Annotated in this window: 20 protein-coding genes; 14 read left to right on the top strand and 6 right to left on the bottom strand. The window is 71.2% G+C overall.

Annotated features, from left to right (window positions below; genetic code table 11):
- Window positions 1–24: 24 nt before the first annotated feature.
- The 9 genes from sufD to OG594_RS11870 all read left to right on the top strand — a co-directional run bounded on the left by sufD (window position 25) and on the right by OG594_RS11870 (window position 6,979).
- Entirely contained in the window at window positions 25–1,203 is a 1,179-nt protein-coding gene (gene sufD, locus OG594_RS11830) for a Fe-S cluster assembly protein SufD (RefSeq protein ID WP_266597958.1), read from the top strand.
- On the top strand, window positions 1,203–1,520 hold the full coding sequence (locus OG594_RS11835) for a bifunctional 3-phenylpropionate/cinnamic acid dioxygenase ferredoxin subunit (protein WP_030009135.1): 318 nt from the start codon (window positions 1,203–1,205) through the stop codon (window positions 1,518–1,520). The genes sufD and OG594_RS11835 overlap by 1 nt, the downstream gene beginning before the upstream one ends.
- A 7-nt stretch (window positions 1,521–1,527) precedes the next feature.
- The gene (sufC, locus tag OG594_RS11840) at window positions 1,528–2,295 is read left to right on the top strand and encodes a Fe-S cluster assembly ATPase SufC (RefSeq protein WP_030720347.1); all 768 of its coding nucleotides are present in this window, start codon (window positions 1,528–1,530) and stop codon (window positions 2,293–2,295) included.
- The gene (locus OG594_RS11845; protein WP_030762523.1) at window positions 2,292–3,548 is read left to right on the top strand and encodes a cysteine desulfurase; all 1,257 of its coding nucleotides are present in this window, start codon (window positions 2,292–2,294) and stop codon (window positions 3,546–3,548) included. The genes sufC and OG594_RS11845 overlap by 4 nt, the downstream gene beginning before the upstream one ends.
- 22 nt (window positions 3,549–3,570) lie before the next feature.
- Complete coding sequence (gene sufU, locus OG594_RS11850) at window positions 3,571–4,032, top strand: Fe-S cluster assembly sulfur transfer protein SufU (RefSeq protein ID WP_030009138.1); 462 nt, start codon at window positions 3,571–3,573, stop codon at window positions 4,030–4,032.
- Entirely contained in the window at window positions 4,029–4,373 is a 345-nt protein-coding gene (locus OG594_RS11855; RefSeq protein ID WP_030009139.1) for a metal-sulfur cluster assembly factor, read from the top strand. The genes sufU and OG594_RS11855 overlap by 4 nt, the downstream gene beginning before the upstream one ends.
- A gap of 287 nt (window positions 4,374–4,660) precedes the next feature.
- The gene (locus OG594_RS11860; protein ID WP_266602832.1) at window positions 4,661–5,989 is read left to right on the top strand and encodes a hypothetical protein; all 1,329 of its coding nucleotides are present in this window, start codon (window positions 4,661–4,663) and stop codon (window positions 5,987–5,989) included.
- Between the two features lie 118 nt (window positions 5,990–6,107).
- Window positions 6,108–6,428 carry a multidrug efflux SMR transporter gene (locus OG594_RS11865; protein ID WP_189735897.1) on the top strand — a complete coding sequence of 107 codons (321 nt, stop codon included), beginning with the start codon at window positions 6,108–6,110 and terminating at the stop codon, window positions 6,426–6,428.
- Window positions 6,428–6,979: a TetR/AcrR family transcriptional regulator gene (locus OG594_RS11870; RefSeq protein ID WP_266597965.1), complete on the top strand. Its 552-nt coding sequence runs from the start codon at window positions 6,428–6,430 to the stop codon at window positions 6,977–6,979. Before OG594_RS11865 ends, OG594_RS11870 begins: the two co-directional genes overlap by 1 nt.
- A 168-nt stretch (window positions 6,980–7,147) precedes the next feature.
- On the opposite strand, the gene OG594_RS11875 is transcribed toward OG594_RS11870, so the two are convergent.
- Window positions 7,148–8,023: a winged helix-turn-helix transcriptional regulator gene (locus tag OG594_RS11875; RefSeq protein WP_266597967.1), complete on the bottom strand. Its 876-nt coding sequence runs from the start codon at window positions 8,021–8,023 to the stop codon at window positions 7,148–7,150.
- Between the two features lie 93 nt (window positions 8,024–8,116).
- Here OG594_RS11875 and OG594_RS11880 point away from each other — a divergent pair, with 93 nt between their 5' ends.
- A complete protein-coding gene (locus tag OG594_RS11880) occupies window positions 8,117–9,346 on the top strand; it encodes an MFS transporter (RefSeq protein ID WP_266602834.1) in 1,230 nt (409 codons plus the stop codon).
- Between the two features lie 9 nt (window positions 9,347–9,355).
- On the top strand, window positions 9,356–10,336 hold the full coding sequence (gene dapD, locus OG594_RS11885) for a 2,3,4,5-tetrahydropyridine-2,6-dicarboxylate N-succinyltransferase (RefSeq protein ID WP_266597969.1): 981 nt from the start codon (window positions 9,356–9,358) through the stop codon (window positions 10,334–10,336).
- A gap of 84 nt (window positions 10,337–10,420) precedes the next feature.
- Here dapD and OG594_RS11890 read toward each other — a convergent pair whose 3' ends face one another.
- From OG594_RS11890 to OG594_RS11905, 4 genes are all read right to left on the bottom strand, one after another.
- The gene (locus OG594_RS11890; protein WP_266597971.1) at window positions 10,421–10,951 is read right to left on the bottom strand and encodes a hypothetical protein; all 531 of its coding nucleotides are present in this window, start codon (window positions 10,949–10,951) and stop codon (window positions 10,421–10,423) included.
- 61 nt (window positions 10,952–11,012) lie between these two features.
- On the bottom strand, window positions 11,013–11,264 hold the full coding sequence (locus tag OG594_RS11895) for a hypothetical protein (protein WP_266597973.1): 252 nt from the start codon (window positions 11,262–11,264) through the stop codon (window positions 11,013–11,015).
- A gap of 147 nt (window positions 11,265–11,411) precedes the next feature.
- Window positions 11,412–11,885 (bottom strand): GNAT family N-acetyltransferase, encoded by a 474-nt coding sequence (locus OG594_RS11900; RefSeq protein WP_266597975.1) that lies wholly within the window; start codon window positions 11,883–11,885, stop codon window positions 11,412–11,414.
- Window positions 11,886–11,954: 69 nt separating this feature from the next.
- A complete protein-coding gene (locus OG594_RS11905) occupies window positions 11,955–13,796 on the bottom strand; it encodes an endonuclease/exonuclease/phosphatase family protein (RefSeq protein WP_266597977.1) in 1,842 nt (613 codons plus the stop codon).
- A gap of 410 nt (window positions 13,797–14,206) precedes the next feature.
- Between OG594_RS11905 and OG594_RS11910 the strand changes: the two genes are divergently transcribed.
- The 3 genes from OG594_RS11910 (at window position 14,207) to OG594_RS11920 (ending at window position 17,906) form a co-directional block, all read left to right on the top strand.
- The gene (locus tag OG594_RS11910; RefSeq protein ID WP_266597979.1) at window positions 14,207–15,688 is read left to right on the top strand and encodes a hypothetical protein; all 1,482 of its coding nucleotides are present in this window, start codon (window positions 14,207–14,209) and stop codon (window positions 15,686–15,688) included.
- 331 nt (window positions 15,689–16,019) lie between these two features.
- Entirely contained in the window at window positions 16,020–16,259 is a 240-nt protein-coding gene (locus tag OG594_RS11915) for a hypothetical protein (protein ID WP_266597981.1), read from the top strand.
- A 207-nt stretch (window positions 16,260–16,466) separates the two neighbouring features.
- Window positions 16,467–17,906 (top strand): alkaline phosphatase PhoX, encoded by a 1,440-nt coding sequence (locus OG594_RS11920; protein WP_266597983.1) that lies wholly within the window; start codon window positions 16,467–16,469, stop codon window positions 17,904–17,906.
- Window positions 17,907–17,970: 64 nt separating this feature from the next.
- On the opposite strand, the gene OG594_RS11925 is transcribed toward OG594_RS11920, so the two are convergent.
- Window positions 17,971–18,147, bottom strand: coding sequence for a hypothetical protein (locus tag OG594_RS11925; RefSeq protein ID WP_266597985.1), 177 nt, complete (start codon window positions 18,145–18,147; stop codon window positions 17,971–17,973).
- Window positions 18,148–18,179: the final 32 nt, after the last annotated feature.

The raw sequence follows: 18,179 nt of genomic DNA on the forward strand, positions 1-18,179 counted from the left end.
AAGAGAGTGAGCAAGACGACAGCCATGGCTGAGGCTCAGAACATTCCGGCGGGTTCGACCACCGCCGGCGCGATCGCGGTGGCCGCCGAGTCCACCGTCGCCACCCGGATGAGTGCGCCCCCGTCCTTCGACGTGGCGGACTTCCCGGTTCCGAACGGCCGCGAGGAGGAGTGGCGCTTCACGCCGCTCGCCCGCCTCAAGGGCCTGCACGACGGCACCGCGGTCGCCAACGGCACCATGAAGGCCCAGATCGACGCCCCCGAGGGCGTCACGATCGAGTCGGTGGAGCGCGGCGACGCGCGCATCGGCAAGGCCGGCACCCCGGTGGACCGGATCGCCGCCCAGGCGTTCTCTTCCTTCGCCAAGGCCACGGTCGTCACCGTGCCCAAGGAGACGGTCCTCACCGAGCCGGTGCGCGTGACGCTGCACGGCGAGGGCGGCACCACCTTCGGCCACACCGTCTTCGACGTACAGGCCTTCGCCGAGGCCGTCATCGTCATCGACCACACCGGTGACGGCGTGCGCGCCGCCAACGTCGACTTCCTGGTCGGCGACGGCGCCAAGCTCACCGTCGTGTCCGTGCAGGACTGGGACGACACCGCCGTCCACTGCTCCCAGCACAACACGCTGGTCGGCCGCGACGCGACCTTCAAGTCGGTCGTGGTCACCTTCGGCGGCGACGTCGTGCGCCTCCACCCGCGCATCAGCTACGCCGGCCCCGGCGGCGAGGCCGAGCTCTTCGGCCTGTACTTCACGGACGCCGGCCAGCACCAGGAGCACCGCCTCCTGGTCACGCACGACGCCCCGCACTGCAAGTCGAACGTGGTCTACAAGGGCGCGCTCCAGGGCCAGGACGCCCACGCGGTCTGGATCGGCGACGTGCTCATCCAGAAGAGCGCCGAGGGCACCGACACCTACGAGATGAACCGCAACCTCGTCCTCACGGACGGCGCGCGGGTCGACTCGGTGCCGAACCTGGAGATCGAGACCGGCGAGATCGTCGGCGCCGGCCACGCCTCCGCGACCGGCCGCTTCGACGACGAGCAGCTCTTCTACCTGCAGGCCCGTGGCATCCCGGCCGACGAGGCCCGCCGCCTGGTCGTCCGCGGCTTCTTCGCGGAGCTCGTCCAGCAGATCGGTGTCGACGACATCGAGGAGCGTCTGCTCGCCAAGATCGAGACCGAGCTCCAGGGTTCCGTCTGATGAATTACGTCAAGGCCTGTGCGCTCAGCGAGCTGGAGGAGAACACCCCGAAGCGGGTGGAACTCGACGGCACGCCGGTGTCCATCGTCTCCACCGAGGGGGAGGTGTTCGCGATCAACGACATCTGCTCGCACGCGAACGTCTCGCTCTCGGAGGGCGAGGTCGAAGACTGCATGATCGAGTGCTGGCTGCACGGGTCGGCCTTCGACCTGCGCACCGGCAAGCCCTCGGGTCTGCCCGCGACGCGCCCCGTACCCGTATACCCCGTCAAGATCGAAGGGGACGACGTGCTCGTCTCCCTCACCCAGGAGTCCTGAGGTATCCATGGCAACGCTTGAAATCCACGACCTGCACGTCTCCGTCGAGGCCGAGAACGGCGCCCGCGAGATCCTCAAGGGCGTCGACCTCACCGTCAAGCAGGGTGAGACGCACGCCATCATGGGTCCGAACGGCTCCGGCAAGTCCACCCTGGCGTACTCGCTCGCCGGTCACCCGAAGTACACCATCACCGGTGGCACCGTGACCCTCGACGGCGAGGACGTCCTGGAGATGTCCGTCGACGAGCGCGCCCGCGCCGGCGTCTTCCTCGCGATGCAGTACCCGGTCGAGGTCCCCGGTGTCTCGGTCTCCAACTTCCTGCGCACCTCGGCCACCGCGATCCGCGGCGAGGCGCCGAAGCTGCGCACCTGGGTGAAGGAGGTCAAGTCCGCGATGGAGCAGCTCCAGATGGACCCGGCCTTCGCCGAGCGCAACGTCAACGAGGGCTTCTCCGGCGGTGAGAAGAAGCGCCACGAGATCCTGCAGCTGGAGCTCCTGAAGCCGAAGATCGCGATCCTCGACGAGACGGACTCCGGCCTCGACGTCGACGCACTGCGTCAGGTCTCCGAAGGCGTCAACCGCGTCCGCGCGACCGGCGAGGTCGGCACGCTGCTGATCACGCACTACACGCGGATCCTCCGCTACATCAAGCCCGACTTCGTCCACGTCTTCTCCGAGGGCCGCATCGCCGAGTCCGGTGGCGCCGAGCTCGCCGACAAGCTGGAGGCCGAAGGCTACGAGTCGTACAGCACGAAGGGTGGCGCGACCGCGTGACACAGCTGCCTGGCCTCCTCGACATCGAGGCGATCCGAAAGGACTTCCCCCTTCTGGATCGTGTGGTCCACGACGGGAAGAAGATCGTTTACCTGGACAACGCGGCGACCTCGCAGAAGCCGCGCCAGGTGCTCGACGCGCTGAACGAGTACTACGAGCAGCACAACGCCAACGTCCACCGTGGCGTGCACGTGCTCGCCGAGGAGGCCACGGCGCTGTACGAGGGCGCCCGCGACAAGGTCGCCGCCTTCATCAACGCGCCGAGCCGCGACGAGGTGATCTTCACCAAGAACGCCTCCGAGTCGCTCAACCTGGTCGCGAACATGCTCGGCTGGGCGGACGAGCCCTACCGGGTCGACCGCGAGACCGAGATCGCCATCACGGAGATGGAGCACCACTCCAACATCGTGCCGTGGCAGCTGCTCTCGCAGCGCACCGGCGCGAAGCTGAAGTGGTTCGGCCTCACCGACGACGGCCGGCTCGACCTGTCCAACATTGAAGAGGTCATCACGGAGAAGACGAAGATCGTCTCCTTCACGCTGGTCTCCAACATCATGGGCACGGTCAACCCGGTCGAGGCGATCGTCCGGCGCGCCCAGGACGTCGGCGCCCTCGTGCTGATCGACGCCTCCCAGGCCGCCCCGCACATGCCGCTGGACGTGCAGGCGCTCGGCGCCGACTTCGTGGCCTTCACCGGCCACAAGATGTGCGGCCCGACCGGCATCGGCGTCCTCTGGGGCCGCCAGGAGCTCCTGGAGGACCTGCCTCCGTTCCTCGGCGGCGGCGAGATGATCGAGACCGTGTCGATGCACGCCTCGACCTACGCCCCGGCACCCCACAAGTTCGAGGCGGGTACGCCCCCGATCGCCCAGGCCGTCGGCCTCGGCGCGGCCGTGGACTACCTGACCGCGATCGGCATGGACAAGATCGCCGCGCACGAGCACGCGATCACCGAGTACGCGATCAAGCGCCTCGCGGAGGTGCCCGACCTGCGGATCATCGGCCCCACCACGGCCGAGGACCGCGGCGCCGCGATCTCCTTCGTCCTGGGTGACATCCACCCGCACGACGTCGGTCAGGTACTGGACGAGCAGGGCATCGCGGTCCGCGTGGGACACCACTGCGCGCGCCCCGTCTGCCTGCGCTACGGAATTCCTGCGACGACGCGAGCGTCTTTCTACCTGTACTCCTCTCCGGCCGATGTCGACGCGCTGATCGACGGGCTGGAGCACGTACGGAACTTCTTCGGCTGACGGACGAGGCGACGAGGACGCAGTGAAGCTGGATTCGATGTACCAGGAACTGATCCTGGACCACTACAAGCACCCGCACGGGCGTGGCCTGCGCGACGGCGACGCCGAGGTGCACCACGTCAATCCGACGTGCGGTGACGAGATCACGCTGCGCGTGAAGTACGACGGCGAGACGCTGACCGACGTCTCCTACGAGGGCCAGGGCTGCTCCATCAGCCAGGCCAGCGCGTCCGTACTGAACGAGCTGCTCGTGGGCAAGGAACTGGCCGAGGCGCAGAAGATCCAGGCAGTCTTCCTGGAGATGATGCAGTCCAAGGGCAAGATCGAGCCCGACGAGGCCATGGAGGAGGTGCTGGAGGACGCGGTCGCGTTCGTCGGCGTCTCGAAGTACCCGGCTCGTGTGAAGTGTGCACTGCTGAGCTGGATGGCGTGGAAGGACGCGACGGCCCAGGCTCTGGGCGGCGCGGAGAGGAAGACGGCATGACCGAGAACGCGACGCCCGAGGCGTCGATCAAGCCGGCCACCGAGGAAGAGGTCCGCGAGGCCCTCTACGACGTGGTCGACCCCGAGCTGGGCATCGACGTCGTCAACCTGGGCCTGATCTACGGCATCCACATCGACGACGCGAACATCGCCACCCTCGACATGACCCTGACCTCGGCGGCCTGCCCGCTGACGGACGTCATCGAGGACCAGGCGAAGTCGGCGACGGACGGCATCGTCAGCGAACTGCGCATCAACTGGGTCTGGATGCCGCCGTGGGGCCCGGACAAGATCACGGACGACGGTCGCGAGCAGCTCCGCGCGCTCGGCTTCAACGTCTGATCACCGCTCGACCCCCTGCTTGACCGAGGGCCCCCGGCACATCCGTGCCGGGGGCCCTCGGGTTTCCGCGGTGTTCTCGGGCCACCCCCTCTGACCTGCTGGTTCTCTGGCCCGATGGCGGGCGCGGCGGATTTCCGGAACGCTGTTCTCCGGGTGGACGGGTGGTGTGCACCGGGAGTTGTCCACCGTGGCCGAATCTTCTCGACGGCCGTCACGACGTGACGCCGTAGACGAGAGGACCTTCCGTGACCGTTCGCTTCGCCGCAGGGACCGCCGGCGCCGCCGCCCTGCTGGTCGCCGCGCTGACCGTGCCCGCGCAGGCCGTGACGTACGGGACGCCGACGATCGCACTCTCCGCCTCCTACCTGTCGGGGGCCGTCGGCGCGACCGGTGACCCGGTCGTGAACGTCACCGTCGGCCAGAGCGGGGCCGACGCGTCCGCGCTCACCGTCAGCGCGTCCGCGTCGAGCAAGCCTTCGGTCGCCGGCACCGAGGACGTGACGGTCACCGGCGCCGGGGCGGTGCGGCAGCTGGCCGTCGCCGCGCGCGGCCGCGGCTACACCAACCTCACCGTCAAGGTCACCGGGCTGGGCGGCAAGACCGCCACCAAGACGCTGTCCTACGCGGCTTCGGCCGCCGTGCAGAACCCGGCCGACGCGCGGTACCTCACGGGATCCGCGGACGCCTCGGCCGCCGTGGACGTGGGCGGCGGGTACGCGGTGGTGGCCGACGACGAGTCCAACGTGCTGCGCCTGTACGACCGCTCCCGTTCCGGCGCGCCGGTCAAGACCTGGGACTTCAGCTCGCAGCTCGGCGTCAGCAAGGAGGTGGACATCGAGGGGGCGACCCGGATCGGCGACACCATCTACTGGACCGGCTCGCTCGGCAACAACAAGGACGGCGAGTACAAGGCGCCCCGGAACACGGTCTTCACCACCACGGTGAGCGGCTCCGGCGCGGGCACGCAGCTGGCGTACGGGCGCTCGTACAAGAAGCTCCGTGACGACCTGGTGGCCTGGGACAAGGCGAACGGGAACAAGTACGGCTTCGCGGCGGGCACTGCCGCCGGGGAAGCGCCGAAGCAGATCGACGGGTTCAACGTGGAGGGCCTGGAGTTCGCGCCGGGCTCGACCACCACCGCCTACGTGGGCTTCCGGGCCCCGCTGGCGCCGGTCGTGCCGGGCGGCAAGGCCCTGATCGTGCCCGTCACCAACTTCGACCAGGTCCTGGCGAGCGGGGCCAAGGCCACCTTCGGCGCGGGCATCGAGCTGGACCTCGGCGGGCTCTCCGTCCGGGACATCCGCAAGAACGCGGCCGGGCAGTACCTGATCCTGGCCGGCTCCTGGGCCGCGGACGACAACTCCGACCCGTACGCCCTCTACCAGTGGGACGGCGTCCCCGGCCACGCGCCGGTCAAGCGGGCGGACCTGCCGACCACCGACCCCGGCGGCTGGGAGGCCATCGTGGAGGTGCCGGACCTGACGGTTCCGGGCGCCCGGGTGCAGCTGATCACGGACAGCGGTTCCGCGGACCTGTACGGGGACGGCACCGAGGCCAAGGACCTGACGCACGCGGAGTGGAAGAAGGCCCGCGCGGCCTGGTTCACGCTGGGCTGACGCCTGGATGCGGCATCGATGCGCACGTGCGCACCTGCGCACGTGTGTGCGTCCGTTGGTGTGTCCGTCGGCCTGTCAGTGTGTACGCGCGTACGCATCACTGTGTACAGTTGTACGCATGCCTTACGTCATGCTTGCCGCGGCCATCGCCGCAGAGGTCGCCGGAACCACCGCCATGAAGTACAGCGACGGCTTCACGAAGCTGTGGCCGTCGCTGGGCACCCTGCTGGGCTACGTCATCGCCTTCACCCTGCTCGCGCAGACGCTGAAGTCGATGTCGGTCGGCACGGCCTACGCGATATGGGCGGGCGTCGGCACCGCCGCGATCGCCGCCATAGGCATGGTGTTCCTGGGGGAGGCGGCCACCGCCGCCAAGATCGCCGGGATCGCCCTGGTGATCGGCGGCGTGGTCCTGCTGAACCTCGGCGGGGCCCACTGATGTCCCCCGGTGTGCGTCGCTACGACCCGGACCGGCGGCAGCGGATCATCGACGCGGCGCTGCGGGTCGTCGGCGAGCGGGGCATCGCGGGACTGACCCACCGCAGCGCCGCCGCGGAGGCCGACGTACCGCTCGGGTCGACGACGTACCACTTCAAGACGCTGGACGACCTGCTGGTCGCCGCCCTGCGCCAGACCAACGAGGGCTTCGCGCAGGCGGTGGCGCGCTCGGCCGCACTGGCCGACCCGGACGCGGACCTCGCCGGGGTCCTGGCCCGCCTGCTCGGGGAGCTCCTGGCGGCGGACCGGGGCCGGGTCGAGCTGGAGTACGAGCTCTACCTCGCGGCCCTGCGCCGCCCGGCGCTGCGGCCGGTGGCGGCGCAGTGGTGCGAGGCGGTGTCGGCGGCACTGGCCCCGCGGACCGACCCGATGACCGCGCGGGCACTGGTGGCGGCCATGGACGGGATCGGCCTGCAGGTCCTGCTGACGGACGCCGCGTACGACGAGGAGTACGCCCGGGAGGTCCTGAGGCGGGTGCTGCGGCCGTCGTAGGCGCGGCGCTGCCGTTCGGGACCCGCCGGGGCCTGGGTCGTGGGCGCCGGCGGTGTGGGCCCGGTCGCGAGGGGTGGGGGGAGCGGCTCCTCCGGCTGCTCGACCCCAACCGGCCGACCCCAACCGGCCGGCCCCAACCGGCCGGCCCGCCCGACTGGCCCGGCCCGTTCAGCCCGCGGAGCGTACCGCCGCGAGGGCCGCCCGCACGCTCGCCTCGATGTCCTGGATCGGGTAGATCACCTCGCGGACCGTGCGGTCGCGGTCGATGACGAGCGTCAGCCGCTTGATCCGGCTCGTGCCCGCCGCGCGGAACGTCGGCAGGCGCAGCGCGGCCGTCAGCGCCAGATCCGCGTCCGACAGGAGCGGGAACCGCAGCCGCTCCTGCTCCGCGAACTCCCGCTGCTCGTCCGGGCGCTGGGTCGACACCCCGTGCACGGTGGCACCGGCCGCGGTGAACTCCGCGAGCTGGTCGCGGTAGGTGCACGACTCGAACGTGCAGCCCCTGGCGCCCGGGATCCCGGCCCAGTCGGGCGGGTAGGACTCGGCGCGCGCGTACGCGCCCGGGAAGCAGTACAGGACCGTGAACGGGGTGTCCGCCACCGGGTCGCTCAGTTCGCCGAAACGGTCCGGCAGTAGCAGTGGCGGCACGCGCGTGCCGCGCAGTGCGTGCACCCGTTCCGCCTCGCGCGAGGCCTCGTCGGTCGTCGCCGTCATCTCTCCCTCTCCCAGGACCCAGGTGTCTCCCCAGTCCTGGAGGGCAACCAAGACGGGCAGCAGCCCCCGCCCGCGCGGGGTCAGCCGGTACTCGTGCCGCACCGGGCGTTCCTGGTACGGCTCGCGCGACAGCACCCCGGCCTCGACGAGCAGTTTCAGCCGTTCCGCCAGTACCTTGCGGGACATCCCCAACTCGCGCTGGAGCTCGTCGAAGCGGTGCAGACCGCGCGCGGCGTCGCGCACGATCAGCAGCGTCCACCAGTCGCCCACCACGTCGAGGGCCTGGGCGATGGCGCAGTCCGCGTCGCCGAGGTGTGTGCGCTGGGCCATGGGAACTCCTTCGTCCGTTGACCCAAGGCTGCCATGCTGACATAGTCCGTTCCCAAAGGGAACTTACTAGTCTGGCAAGGGGGCACGGGTGTGCTGCAGGGGTTCAAGGACGTACCGCGGGTCGTGTGGCTGCTGGCTGCGGGGATCTTCGTCAACACCGTCGCCAGCTTCACCGTCGTCTTCGTCTTCCTCTACCTGACCGGCCCGCGCGGCCTCGGAGCCACCCAGGCGGGCCTCATCGTCGGCATCGGCGGCATCGGCCTGGTCGCCGGCAACTTCACCGGCGGCTGGTACGGCGACCGGTTCGGCCACCGCCGGGTGCTGCTCACCGCTTCGGCTCTCGGCGGATCCGCCCTCATCGCCCTGCCGGCGGCCACCACCGGCCTGCTGACCCTCCTCCTGCCGCTCGCCCAGTACGCCTCCGGGGTGATCCGCGCCGCCAACTCCGCACTGGTCGCCGTCACGGTGCCGGAAGGTTCTCGTCGCCAGGCCTTCGCCGTCACCCGTTGCCTGTCCAACGGAGGCTTCGCAGTGGGCGGACCGCTCGGGGCCCTCATCGCGACCGGACTCTCCTACGACTGGCTCTTCGTCGCGGACGGACTCGGCACCCTCTTCTTCGCCCTCTGGACCGCCCGGGTCGTTCCGGCCAGGGCTGCCACCGCCCCTTCCGCGGCCCCGGACGGGGGTCTGGGCCGCGGAGGGCTGTGGCGGGAATTGCGTGCGCGGCCGGCCGTACTGGTCCTGCTCGGTGCGATCGTCGTCATCGACGTCGTCTACCGGCAGCACCTCACGACCTTCCCCGTCTACCTCGCCGACCACGGTCTGGACACCCGTGCGTACGGTTGGCTCATCGCGGTCAACTGCGGCGTCATCCTGCTGCTGGAGATCCCCGCCGCCCTCGCCCTGCGCCACCGCTCCCCGCTGCACGTCATCGGCAGCGGGCTGGTGCTGGTGGGCGGCGGCTACGCGATGCTGATGCTCGGCGTCGGTACCGCAACGGCCGTCGCGATGATGGTCCTGCTCACCCTCGGTGAGATCCTCTACAAGACCACCGCCATGGCGTACGTCGCGGACGAGTCGCCCGACCACGCCATCGGCCGGTTCCAGAGCCTGTACGCGGGCGTGTCCATCAGCGGCTTCGTCCTCGCCGCGCCCCTCGGAGGAGCCTTGTACGACACCGCGCCGGAGCTGCTGTGGCCGCTGTGCGCGGCGCTCGGCACGGCCGCCGGGGGGATCGTGCTGGTCACGGGTGCGCGGGGAGTGCGGCGACCCGCGCGACCGGCACATGAGACCGGTTCGCAACCGAAGGCCGTCGCCGGTTAGGTTTCGGATATGACTGCTACGCGTACCACCGGCGCCGTCGCCGCCGGACTTGCCACCCTCACCGCCGACGGCACCGTCCTCGACACCTGGTTCCCCGCCCCCGAGCTGGTCGCCGAGCCCGGCCCGGCCGGCACCGAGCGCCTCACCGCCGACCGGGCCGTGGAGCTGCTGGGCGCCGCAGCGGCCAAGGCGATCCGCACGGACGCGGTCCGCGGCGTCGAGGTCGTAGCCGTCCGCACGGTCATCTCCTCCCTGGAGGACAAGCCGCTGGACGCGCACGACGCGTACCTGCGCCTGCACCTGCTCAGCCACCGCCTGGTCAAGCCGCACGGCCAGAACCTCGACGGCGTCTTCGGCCTGCTCACGAACGTCGCCTGGACCTCGCTGGGCCCGGTCGCCGTCGACCAGGTCGAGACCGTCCGCCTCAACGCGCGCGCCGAGGGCCTGCACCTCCAGGTCACCTCGATCGACAAGTTCCCGCGGATGACGGACTACGTCGCCCCCAAGGGCGTGCGCATCGCCGACGCGGACCGCGTCCGCCTCGGCGCGCACCTCGCCGAGGGCACCACCGTCATGCACGAGGGCTTCGTCAACTTCAACGCCGGCACCCTCGGCACCTCCATGGTCGAGGGCCGCATCTCCGCGGGCGTCGTGGTCGGCGACGGCTCCGACATCGGCGGCGGCGCCTCCACCATGGGCACCCTCTCGGGCGGCGGCAAGCAGATCATCTCGATCGGCGAGCGCACCCTGATCGGCGCCGAGGCGGGCGTGGGCATCGCGCTGGGCGACGAGTGCGTCGTCGAGGCCGGCCTCTACGTGACCGCGGGCACCCGCGTGACCCTGCCGGACGGCCAGATCGTCAAGGCCCTGGAGCTCTCCGGCGCCAACAACATCCTCTTCCGCCGCAACTCGGTGACCGGCGCCGTCGAGGCCCGCCCGTACAAGGCGACCTGGGGCGGCCTGAACGAGGTCCTGCACAGCCACAACTGACGCCCTGCCACGTCGAAGAGCGCCCTCCCCAGGCCGGGGAAGGCGCTCTTCGTGTTTCTCGGGGCCGCCGCCGGTCGTAGGCCGTCAGGTGCCGAGGTCCTCGACGACCTCGCGCACGCGCCGCACCGCCGTGGCGGCCCACCGGACGCGGAACGGCGCCAGCTCGGCCACCGCCGCGCCCAGCCAATCCGGATCGCCCAAGCGGTGCAGCGCCTTCGCGTCGGACACCTGCCCGATGAGTCGGTCCAGGAGGAAGACGTGGGAACCCGTGTAGGCGCGTTCGTGGTGGGTGTAGTTGACCGACCAGTTCTCGTACGGGTGACGCAGGGTCGCCGACGCGGAGCACGCGCTGCGGCCGCCGATCTGCGCGGAGGTCGAGGCCAGCTCCAGCACGCCCCCGGCGCGGGTGGCCATCCACGCCCGCGTGGTCGCGTTCACGCCCAGCCCCATGAACCTGCCCCAGGGGATGACGGCGCGCGGCTCGGCCGCCCCGTCCTTGTGGTGCTCCATGCCTTCGGCGGTGAGGACCAGATGTGAACGGCGCTTCCGCTTCGGGTCACCGATCGCCCATCGGCCCCCGATCAACTCCAGCGGCCCCAGGAAATCGGACATCATCCCCCTGCATCCGTTCCCGCGGGCGGTCAGGTCAGCTCCGGTCGGGTCAGGTCAGCTCAGCTCAGGTCGGGGAGATCGTGCGGACCAGGCCCGCGAAGGCCTGCTTCTCCGCCTCGGTCAGCTCCACCGACTCCATCGGGTGCGCGGTGGAGCCGCGCTGGGACGGGATCATCGGCAGGCCCTCGGCGGCGGGACCCGAGTAGGGGAAGTGGCCGTCCTCCCGCATGCGGCGGAGGCCGGTGAGCCAGACGATCGCGGCCACGAGCAGGACGGCGAGGCCGATTTCCTGAGCGAGGGAGATGGAGGGCAACACGAGGATCCTCCGGGGGGTGCGGTCGGTACGAGCCGGTAACAAGATCGAGCGTGGAAATACTCAACCACCACAACCGGGCGATTCGGTAGGGATGTGTCGAGCGTCACGCCAGGGCCGAAAGTCCCTAGCTTGTCCGAGAAGGCGCCGTTACGGCTCCAGGTGCAGCTTGAAGCCCTCGTGGCTGCGTGCGAAGCCCAGTCGCTCGTAGAACCGGTGCGCGGCCGTCCGACGCTTGTTGCTGGTCAGCTGGACCAGGCCGCAGCCGCGCCCGCGGGCCCGCTCGATGGCGAGCCGCATCAGTTCGGCGCCGAGTCCCGCGTCCCGCCGGTCCGCGCGGACCCGTACCGCTTCCACCAGTGCCCGCTCCTGCCCGTTCTGGCCCAGGCCCGGGACGTACGTGAGCTGGAGACAGCCGAGGACGACCCCGCCCGCACCGCCCGCCTCGCCCGCCCCGTCCGTGAGGACGAGGATCTCGTTGCGCGGGTCCGCCTCGATCGCGGCGAAGGCCCGCTCGTGCGCCTCGCCGATCACGACCCGGGCCGGGTCGACGACCGAGTCCTCGTCGGCGAGCAGGGCGAGTACGGCGGGCAGGTCCTGGCGGGTGGCCTCACGGAAGATCATGGCGGGATTGTGGCAGGGGGTCCGGCCGGGACACCGGCCGGACCCCCTACAGCTGCGGGCCCCGAGGGGTTACGGGCGGAAGCGCAGCACCTGCGGGTCGTGGTCGCTGTTCTGCGCCGCGAACTCCGCGTTGATGTGCACGCTGTCGTACGTGAACTTCTTGATCGCCGGGCTGGTCAGGATCTGGTCCAGCACCTGCGCGTTGCCCTGGTAGACGTACGAGTAGCGCTCCGCCTTCGGCAGCGACTTGATCGCCGGGTACAGCGCCCCGCCGTCCGCCAGCGCGTCCGTCGTCGCCGAGAACTCGAAGTCGTTGATGTCGCCGAGGACCAGGACGTTGGCGTTCTTGTCCTCCGCCAGGATCTGCTTCACGAAGCCGTTCACGGCCTGCGCCTGGAGCAGTCGCTTGGTCTCCGAGGAGCGGACCGGCGGCTGGTGGTGCGAGGTCAGGCCCTCGTCGCCGCCCTTGGAGCCGAAGTGGTTGGCGATCACGAAGACCGTCTTGCCGCGGAAGACGAACTCGCCGGCGAGGGGCTTGCGGCTGTCCGCCCACGCCGGGTTGGCGGGGTCGACGCGGCCGGGGGAGTGGGTCAGGGCGGCCTTGCCGTTCACCTTGGTCACGCCGGTCGCGGTCACCGCGTCACCCGGGGCGCGCTCGGTGAAGGAGACCCGCGCCGGGTTGTAGAGGAACACCTGACGGATGTTGCCGCCGGGCTCGCCGCCGTCCTTCTTGTCCTCCGGGTTGATGGTCCGCCACTGGTAGGCCGGGCCGCCGGCGGCCTTGATCGCAGCGGTGAACTTGGTGAGGGTCTGCTCGGCCGAGACGGTGCCGTCGTTCTTGGCGCCGTTGTCGTCCTGGATCTCCTCCAGGGCGAGGACGTCGGGGGCGGCCAGGTTCTCGACGACCGCCTTCGCCAGCGCGTCGAACTTCTCCTGCGGGTCGGTCGGGTCGAGGTTCTCGACGTTGTACGTGGCCACCGCGAGCTCCTGCTCGGCCTGCGGCTTGGTCTTCTCGGGGGCGAGGGTGCCCGCCTTGACGGTGCCGAGGGTGCGGGCCACCAGCGTGTAGCCGCCGAACTGGTTGAAGTCCAGCGGGCCTTCGGTGGTGCCGGTCAGCCGGTCGCCGACGTTGGCCACCGGGAAGGGCTGCTGCGCGATGGGCGCGAGCTGCTGGATCTGCAGGCGGCCGGTGTTCTGGGACTCGTAGGAGCCGTAGATGGTCCCACCGCGCTTGGCGGTGTTCTCCCAGCCCTTCACCGTGACCCACAGCTCCGAGTACGGGTCGGTGGCGCCGACCACGCGGGAGGTGCCGATCTTGACGTTCATGCCCTCCAGCGACTCGTAGTGGTCGAGGGCGTAGCGCGAGGGCTCCAGGGTCAGGCCGTTGATGCTGCCGCCGGCGGCCGGGTCGCCGGCCGGGGCGTACTCGGCGGGCACCGAGTACTCGTTGATCGCGGTGGCCTCGGGCAGCGCGTTGCCGGAGGAGACCACGGTCACCGTCGGCTTGGAGATCTGGGTCACCGACTGGTTGCCGGAGTTCACGCCGCCGGGGATGTACTCGCCGACGGTGCCGGAGACCTTGACCGCGTCGCCCGCGGCGACGGTCGGGACGGCGTTGGTGAAGACGAAGACGCCCTCACTGGTGGCGTCGTTGTCGTCGGCGTTCGGGTCCTGGATCCAGAAGCCGCGCGAGCCGTACGTGCGCACGCCCGTCACGATGCCCTCGACGTCCGTGACCTGCTTGCCGTTGAGCGGGGATATCCGGGTGGTGCCCTGAATGTCGTGGATGCGTATCGGATCGGCGGACACGGCGCCTTCGGCCGCGTCGGCGGAGCCCGCGAGCAGGCCGGTGGCCAGCGCGGTGGCGACGAGGGCCGCGACGGCGGCGGAACGGGGATGCGAGGAGCGCATGGGCGGGAACTCCGGTGTGGGAGAGGGAAAAGGTGGGGGGTGCGGCAGTGAGATCTGCGGGAGGCATGCCGCTCCCTGTACATCTACGCGCGTCAATTTCCTGTGTGGCCAGCAAAGTTGTCAAGCCCTCCAGGGAATACGGCAGCTGACTGTGGGATGAACCAAAGGGGATGGCCCGCCGGACGCGCCCGAAATGCGTCTAGGCTGGAGCGCCGCACGAAGGCCACGCCTGTCATCTGCGCCACATCCGTGTGCCCGCACTGCCCGTCATGTCGGCCATGTCATCGAAATCCGGGCGCACATGACGGTCCGGCTGACAGCGCGGCCGGTGTCACCAACGCCACACCCCGCCACACCCCGCCACACCCCTCTGCACCCCGTCCCACCGCGTCCGCGAGGAGAACCGCCCCATGTCCGCAGACTCGCACCCCACGCTGCCGCCCGTACGGCTGCACTCCGACGCGGAGCTGGCCCGCGACGCCCTCGGCGCCCCGCTGTTCGCGCGCGCCGTACGGCTCGCCCGCTGGGCCGGACCTGACACCCGCGTCGGCGTCGGTGGCGAGCTCGCCACCGACCAGCTGCCCGAGGCCGCCGCGGTGCTCGGCCTCGACGCCGCAGACGCGGACTCCCGCGGGTACGCGAGCCAGGCCTGGCGCGTGGCCGTGGACACCGGCCTGGTCGACGTGACCGAGCCGGAGGACGACGGCGGGGAGGGCGACGAGGAGCGCTTCGGCACGGCCGCGCCCGGTGAGGACCTCGCGCTGGTGACGAGCGGTGCGCCCGGCGACGTACTCGACCTCTGGCTGGCGGCGCTGGACACGGTGCTCGCCGACGCGGCGGTGCCCGACCTCGACCACCTCGTCGACGCGCTGGACGCGGGCGGCGAGATCGACTTCGACCGGCTGGACTGGAACCCGGGGCGCGAGGCGGACCTCCTCGACGGGGTCCTCGCCAACCTCTACCTGCTCACCGTCACCGAGGGCGGGGCCGCGGACGATCCGGTTCCGCTGCCGGTGCTCGCCGCGTCGATGGTCGTGCCCGACGGCATGGGCGAGCCGACCGATGCCGTGCTGGAACAGGTCTCGGACGCGATGATGCGCCTCGACGACCAGTTCCGGCAGCTGGAGCCGATCGGGCTGGTGGAGTTCCGGCCCGTCGACGAGGAGCTCATGGCGGAGGGCGACGACCCTCTGGAGCCGGAGACCGCGAGCGCCGCGGACGACGAGGACGTCTCCCGCTACGGGATGGTCCGCCTGACCCCCCTCGGCCTGTACGGGATCCGGGCCCGGATGCTCGAGGCCGGGGTCGATGCCCCCGCCGTCGGCGAACTGGCCGAGAAGGGAGCCGACGCACTCCTCGACGCGGTCTCTTTCTACTCCGAGCACGCCGCCCAGGCCGAGATCGAGCAGTGGCTGGCCGGCCGGGAACTGCCCGCCGCGGCCGCCGAGCTGCTGGCCGCCGCCCGCGGGGACGACGAGGGCGGCCCGCTGCGCCGGCTCCGGTGCCAGCAGGCCCTGGCCCCCGCCGGGCCGGAGGCCGAGCCCGCGGTCCGCTCGGTGCTGGACGACCCGGAGCTCGGCGGGCTCGCCCGGGTCTGGCTGGCGGAGCGCGGGGTGAGCGACGTACCGGCGCCGGACCCGGAGATGGTGTTCTGGCTGACGGTGGACACGATCGCGGCGCAGCTCGCCGCCGACGGGGAGACGGAGGAACTGCCGCTCCTGATGGAGAGCCTGACCGCTCATCACGCGCGCTTCTTCGAGGAGGTCTGGCGGGTGGAGCACCCGGCGACGGCGTACGTCCTGGAGGCGATGGGCCGGCTGCACCCGGACAAGAAGGCGGCCAAGGAAGCCCGCAAGGCCGCCTTCAAGACCCGCTCCCGCCGCCCGGCCTAGCCGGGTCCGGCCCGCGACTCTGCCCGGGGCCCGTCCCAGCGCTAGCCGGGGGAGAAGCACCGCACCGGACGACCCGGGGATCATCCGGCAAGATCCGGCGGGGCGGGGCGGGGCGGGGCGGGGCGGGGCAGGGCGCGCGGTGCGGGAGGGCTGCCCGGGGGCTGCCCCGTGATCTGCGGCGGAGACGACGGGCGCCACGGACTCAGGACGTGCCGCGCTGCTGGGCGCCACCGTCGGCTCCGCCACCACCCTCGGGGCCGCGATCGTGAGCGGCCGTGCGCAGGCACGGACGCGTACGTGGGCTACCTCGGCGCGCTTCCATGACCGGGACATGGCCATGGACGCCGTACTCGACGCGCTGCGGCCGGACGCACCCGACCTGTCCGACGTCGACGAGAAGACGGGCCGCTTCGTCACCCTGGCCCGCGAGGTCCACCGCGCCGCCGAAACCGTCGTCCTCGAAGGGCCGGCCTCCCCCGTCGAGGACGCCGAACGGCAGCGGATCCTCTACCAGGCGGTCAAGGACTTCCGCCTCGCGGCCCGCGGCGCAATCGCAGGACCGACTGGGTGACCCGGTCCCTCGACCGGTTCCCGGCCCGGGTGTCCGGGAAGGGTGGCGACAATGCGCCGTTCCTGCGGCCGGAGTTGGCCATTCCAGGGCAGGGCAAGGGGTCGGTTCCTCGTGGTGGGTAGTTCAGCCGCCGTTCACGTGCGGGCGAGAGCGTGTGCGCCGACGACCGCACGACAGGCGCACCACCTCCCCACCCCTGGAGCTCCGATGCCGCTCAGCCGTAGAGACTTCACCGCTCGTACCGTCATCGCCGGAGCGGGAGTCGCGCTCACCGGGACGGTCGGTGCCCTCGCCACCGCCCCGGGGGCGCTCGCCGCCGAGGACAGCACCGAACGCGACGAGCGCGGGCGGCCCTGCGAGCCCGGCTACGGCCCGCTCGTCCCCGACCCGGCCGGACTGCTGGCCCTGCCCGCCGGGTTCACGTACCGCGTCATCACGCACAGCGGGGTCACCAAACTGGACTCCGGCGAGACCACCCCGTCCAACCACGACGGGACCGCCGCCTTCGAGGGTCACCGCGGGGTCACCCTCCTCGTCAACAACCACGAGCTCAAGGGCAAGCGGGAGAACTGGGCCCACCCCGTCCCGCTCACCGAGGGCCTCGTCTACGACCCGGCCGCGGCCGGCGGGTGCACGGTCGTCGAGGTCCGGCGCGGCGGCGAGGTCGCCGAATGGGTGGGCATCGCCGGTACGTCGACCAACTGCGCGGGCGGCGCCACCCCCTGGGGCACCTGGCTGACCTGCGAGGAGAACTCGGACCTGGCCGGCAAGAACGGCATGACGAAGGACCACGGCTACGTCTTCGAGGTCGACCCGCACGACCGGCGCGCCAACCGAGACCCGCGGCCGGTCAAGGCCTTCGGGCGCTACGACCACGAGGCCGTGGTCATCGACCCGCGCCAGGGCCACGCCTACCTGACCGAGGACGCCTCCGGCCCCAACGGGCTGCTGTACCGCTGGACCCCGCCCCGCGGCTTCCACCACGGGCGCGGCAAGCTCCGTACGCTCGCGGCCGACGCCGGCGTGCTCCAGGCCGCCAAGTGCATCGACAGCTCCGGCCGGTTCGTCGACGACTTCTCGCGTGCAACGAAGATCGGCACCGTGTACGGGGTCGACTGGGTGGACGTCCCCGACCGCGATGCCCGGACCGTACCGGTGCGCAAGCAGTTCGCGGACGGTGTGGTGACGCGCGGACGCAAGCTGGAGGGCATGTGGTGGGCGGACGGCGGCGCGTACTTCGTCTCGTCCTACGCCCGTGAGGAGAGCCCGGGCGCGGCCCACGACGGCCAGGTCTGGTTCTACGACCCCAAGCGGCGCACGGTCCGGCTCACCGTCCTCATCGGGATCAACGCCGACCCGTCGGTCGACGGCGGCTACGACGGCCCGGACAACATCACCGTGTCCCCGTACGGCGGCCTGATCATCGCGGAGGACGGCTCGGGGCTCCAGCACCTGTTCGGCGCGACGGCGTCGGGACGCACCTACCCGCTGGCGCGCAACGAGCTGAACAACGGGTCGGCCGAGGCGCCGGAGTACTCCGAATTCACCGGCGTCTGCTTCTCCCCGGACGGGCGCACGCTGTACGCCAACATCCAGGACCCGGGCATCATGCTCGCCATCACCGGGCCGTGGCGGCGCGCGCACTGACGTTGGCGTTGGCATTGACGTTGACGTCGGCGGCGCGACGGCGCACGTGACGCCTAGAGGACGCCTACGGGGCCGGGGAAACCTCCGCGCGCGAGGCCTCGGCCCACTCGGTGAGCAGGAACTCGTACGCCTCCGAGGGCCACTCCCCGTCCACCTGGGTCTCGACGAGGCGCCGGATCGCCTCGTTCGCCTCTGCGGCGGACGGGCGGGCGGGCCCCGCGGGGTTGAGTGTCTCGTGCATGGTTTCAAGGCTACGGGCGGGCACTGACAGCC

The organism is Streptomyces sp. NBC_01214 (genome assembly GCF_026340975.1).
GTDB lineage: Bacteria > Actinomycetota > Actinomycetes > Streptomycetales > Streptomycetaceae > Streptomyces.

What these genes read in the sequence shown, in the direction of transcription:
- sufD (WP_266597958.1), top strand. Translation starts at nt 25, where the DNA reads ATGGCTGAGGCTCAGAACATTCCGGCGGGTTCGACCACCGCCGGCGCG.
- OG594_RS11835 (WP_030009135.1), top strand. Translation starts at nt 1,203, where the DNA reads ATGAATTACGTCAAGGCCTGTGCGCTCAGCGAGCTGGAGGAGAACACC.
- sufC (WP_030720347.1), top strand. Translation starts at nt 1,528, where the DNA reads ATGGCAACGCTTGAAATCCACGACCTGCACGTCTCCGTCGAGGCCGAG.
- OG594_RS11855 (WP_030009139.1), top strand. Translation starts at nt 4,029, where the DNA reads ATGACCGAGAACGCGACGCCCGAGGCGTCGATCAAGCCGGCCACCGAG.
- OG594_RS11865 (WP_189735897.1), top strand. Translation starts at nt 6,108, where the DNA reads ATGCCTTACGTCATGCTTGCCGCGGCCATCGCCGCAGAGGTCGCCGGA.
- OG594_RS11870 (WP_266597965.1), top strand. Translation starts at nt 6,428, where the DNA reads ATGTCCCCCGGTGTGCGTCGCTACGACCCGGACCGGCGGCAGCGGATC.
- OG594_RS11875 (WP_266597967.1), bottom strand. Translation starts at nt 8,023, where the DNA reads ATGGCCCAGCGCACACACCTCGGCGACGCGGACTGCGCCATCGCCCAG.
- dapD (WP_266597969.1), top strand. Translation starts at nt 9,356, where the DNA reads ATGACTGCTACGCGTACCACCGGCGCCGTCGCCGCCGGACTTGCCACC.
- OG594_RS11890 (WP_266597971.1), bottom strand. Translation starts at nt 10,951, where the DNA reads ATGATGTCCGATTTCCTGGGGCCGCTGGAGTTGATCGGGGGCCGATGG.
- OG594_RS11900 (WP_266597975.1), bottom strand. Translation starts at nt 11,885, where the DNA reads ATGATCTTCCGTGAGGCCACCCGCCAGGACCTGCCCGCCGTACTCGCC.
- OG594_RS11905 (WP_266597977.1), bottom strand. Translation starts at nt 13,796, where the DNA reads ATGCGCTCCTCGCATCCCCGTTCCGCCGCCGTCGCGGCCCTCGTCGCC.
- OG594_RS11910 (WP_266597979.1), top strand. Translation starts at nt 14,207, where the DNA reads ATGTCCGCAGACTCGCACCCCACGCTGCCGCCCGTACGGCTGCACTCC.
- OG594_RS11915 (WP_266597981.1), top strand. Translation starts at nt 16,020, where the DNA reads ATGGCCATGGACGCCGTACTCGACGCGCTGCGGCCGGACGCACCCGAC.
- OG594_RS11920 (WP_266597983.1), top strand. Translation starts at nt 16,467, where the DNA reads ATGCCGCTCAGCCGTAGAGACTTCACCGCTCGTACCGTCATCGCCGGA.
- OG594_RS11925 (WP_266597985.1), bottom strand. Translation starts at nt 18,147, where the DNA reads ATGCACGAGACACTCAACCCCGCGGGGCCCGCCCGCCCGTCCGCCGCA.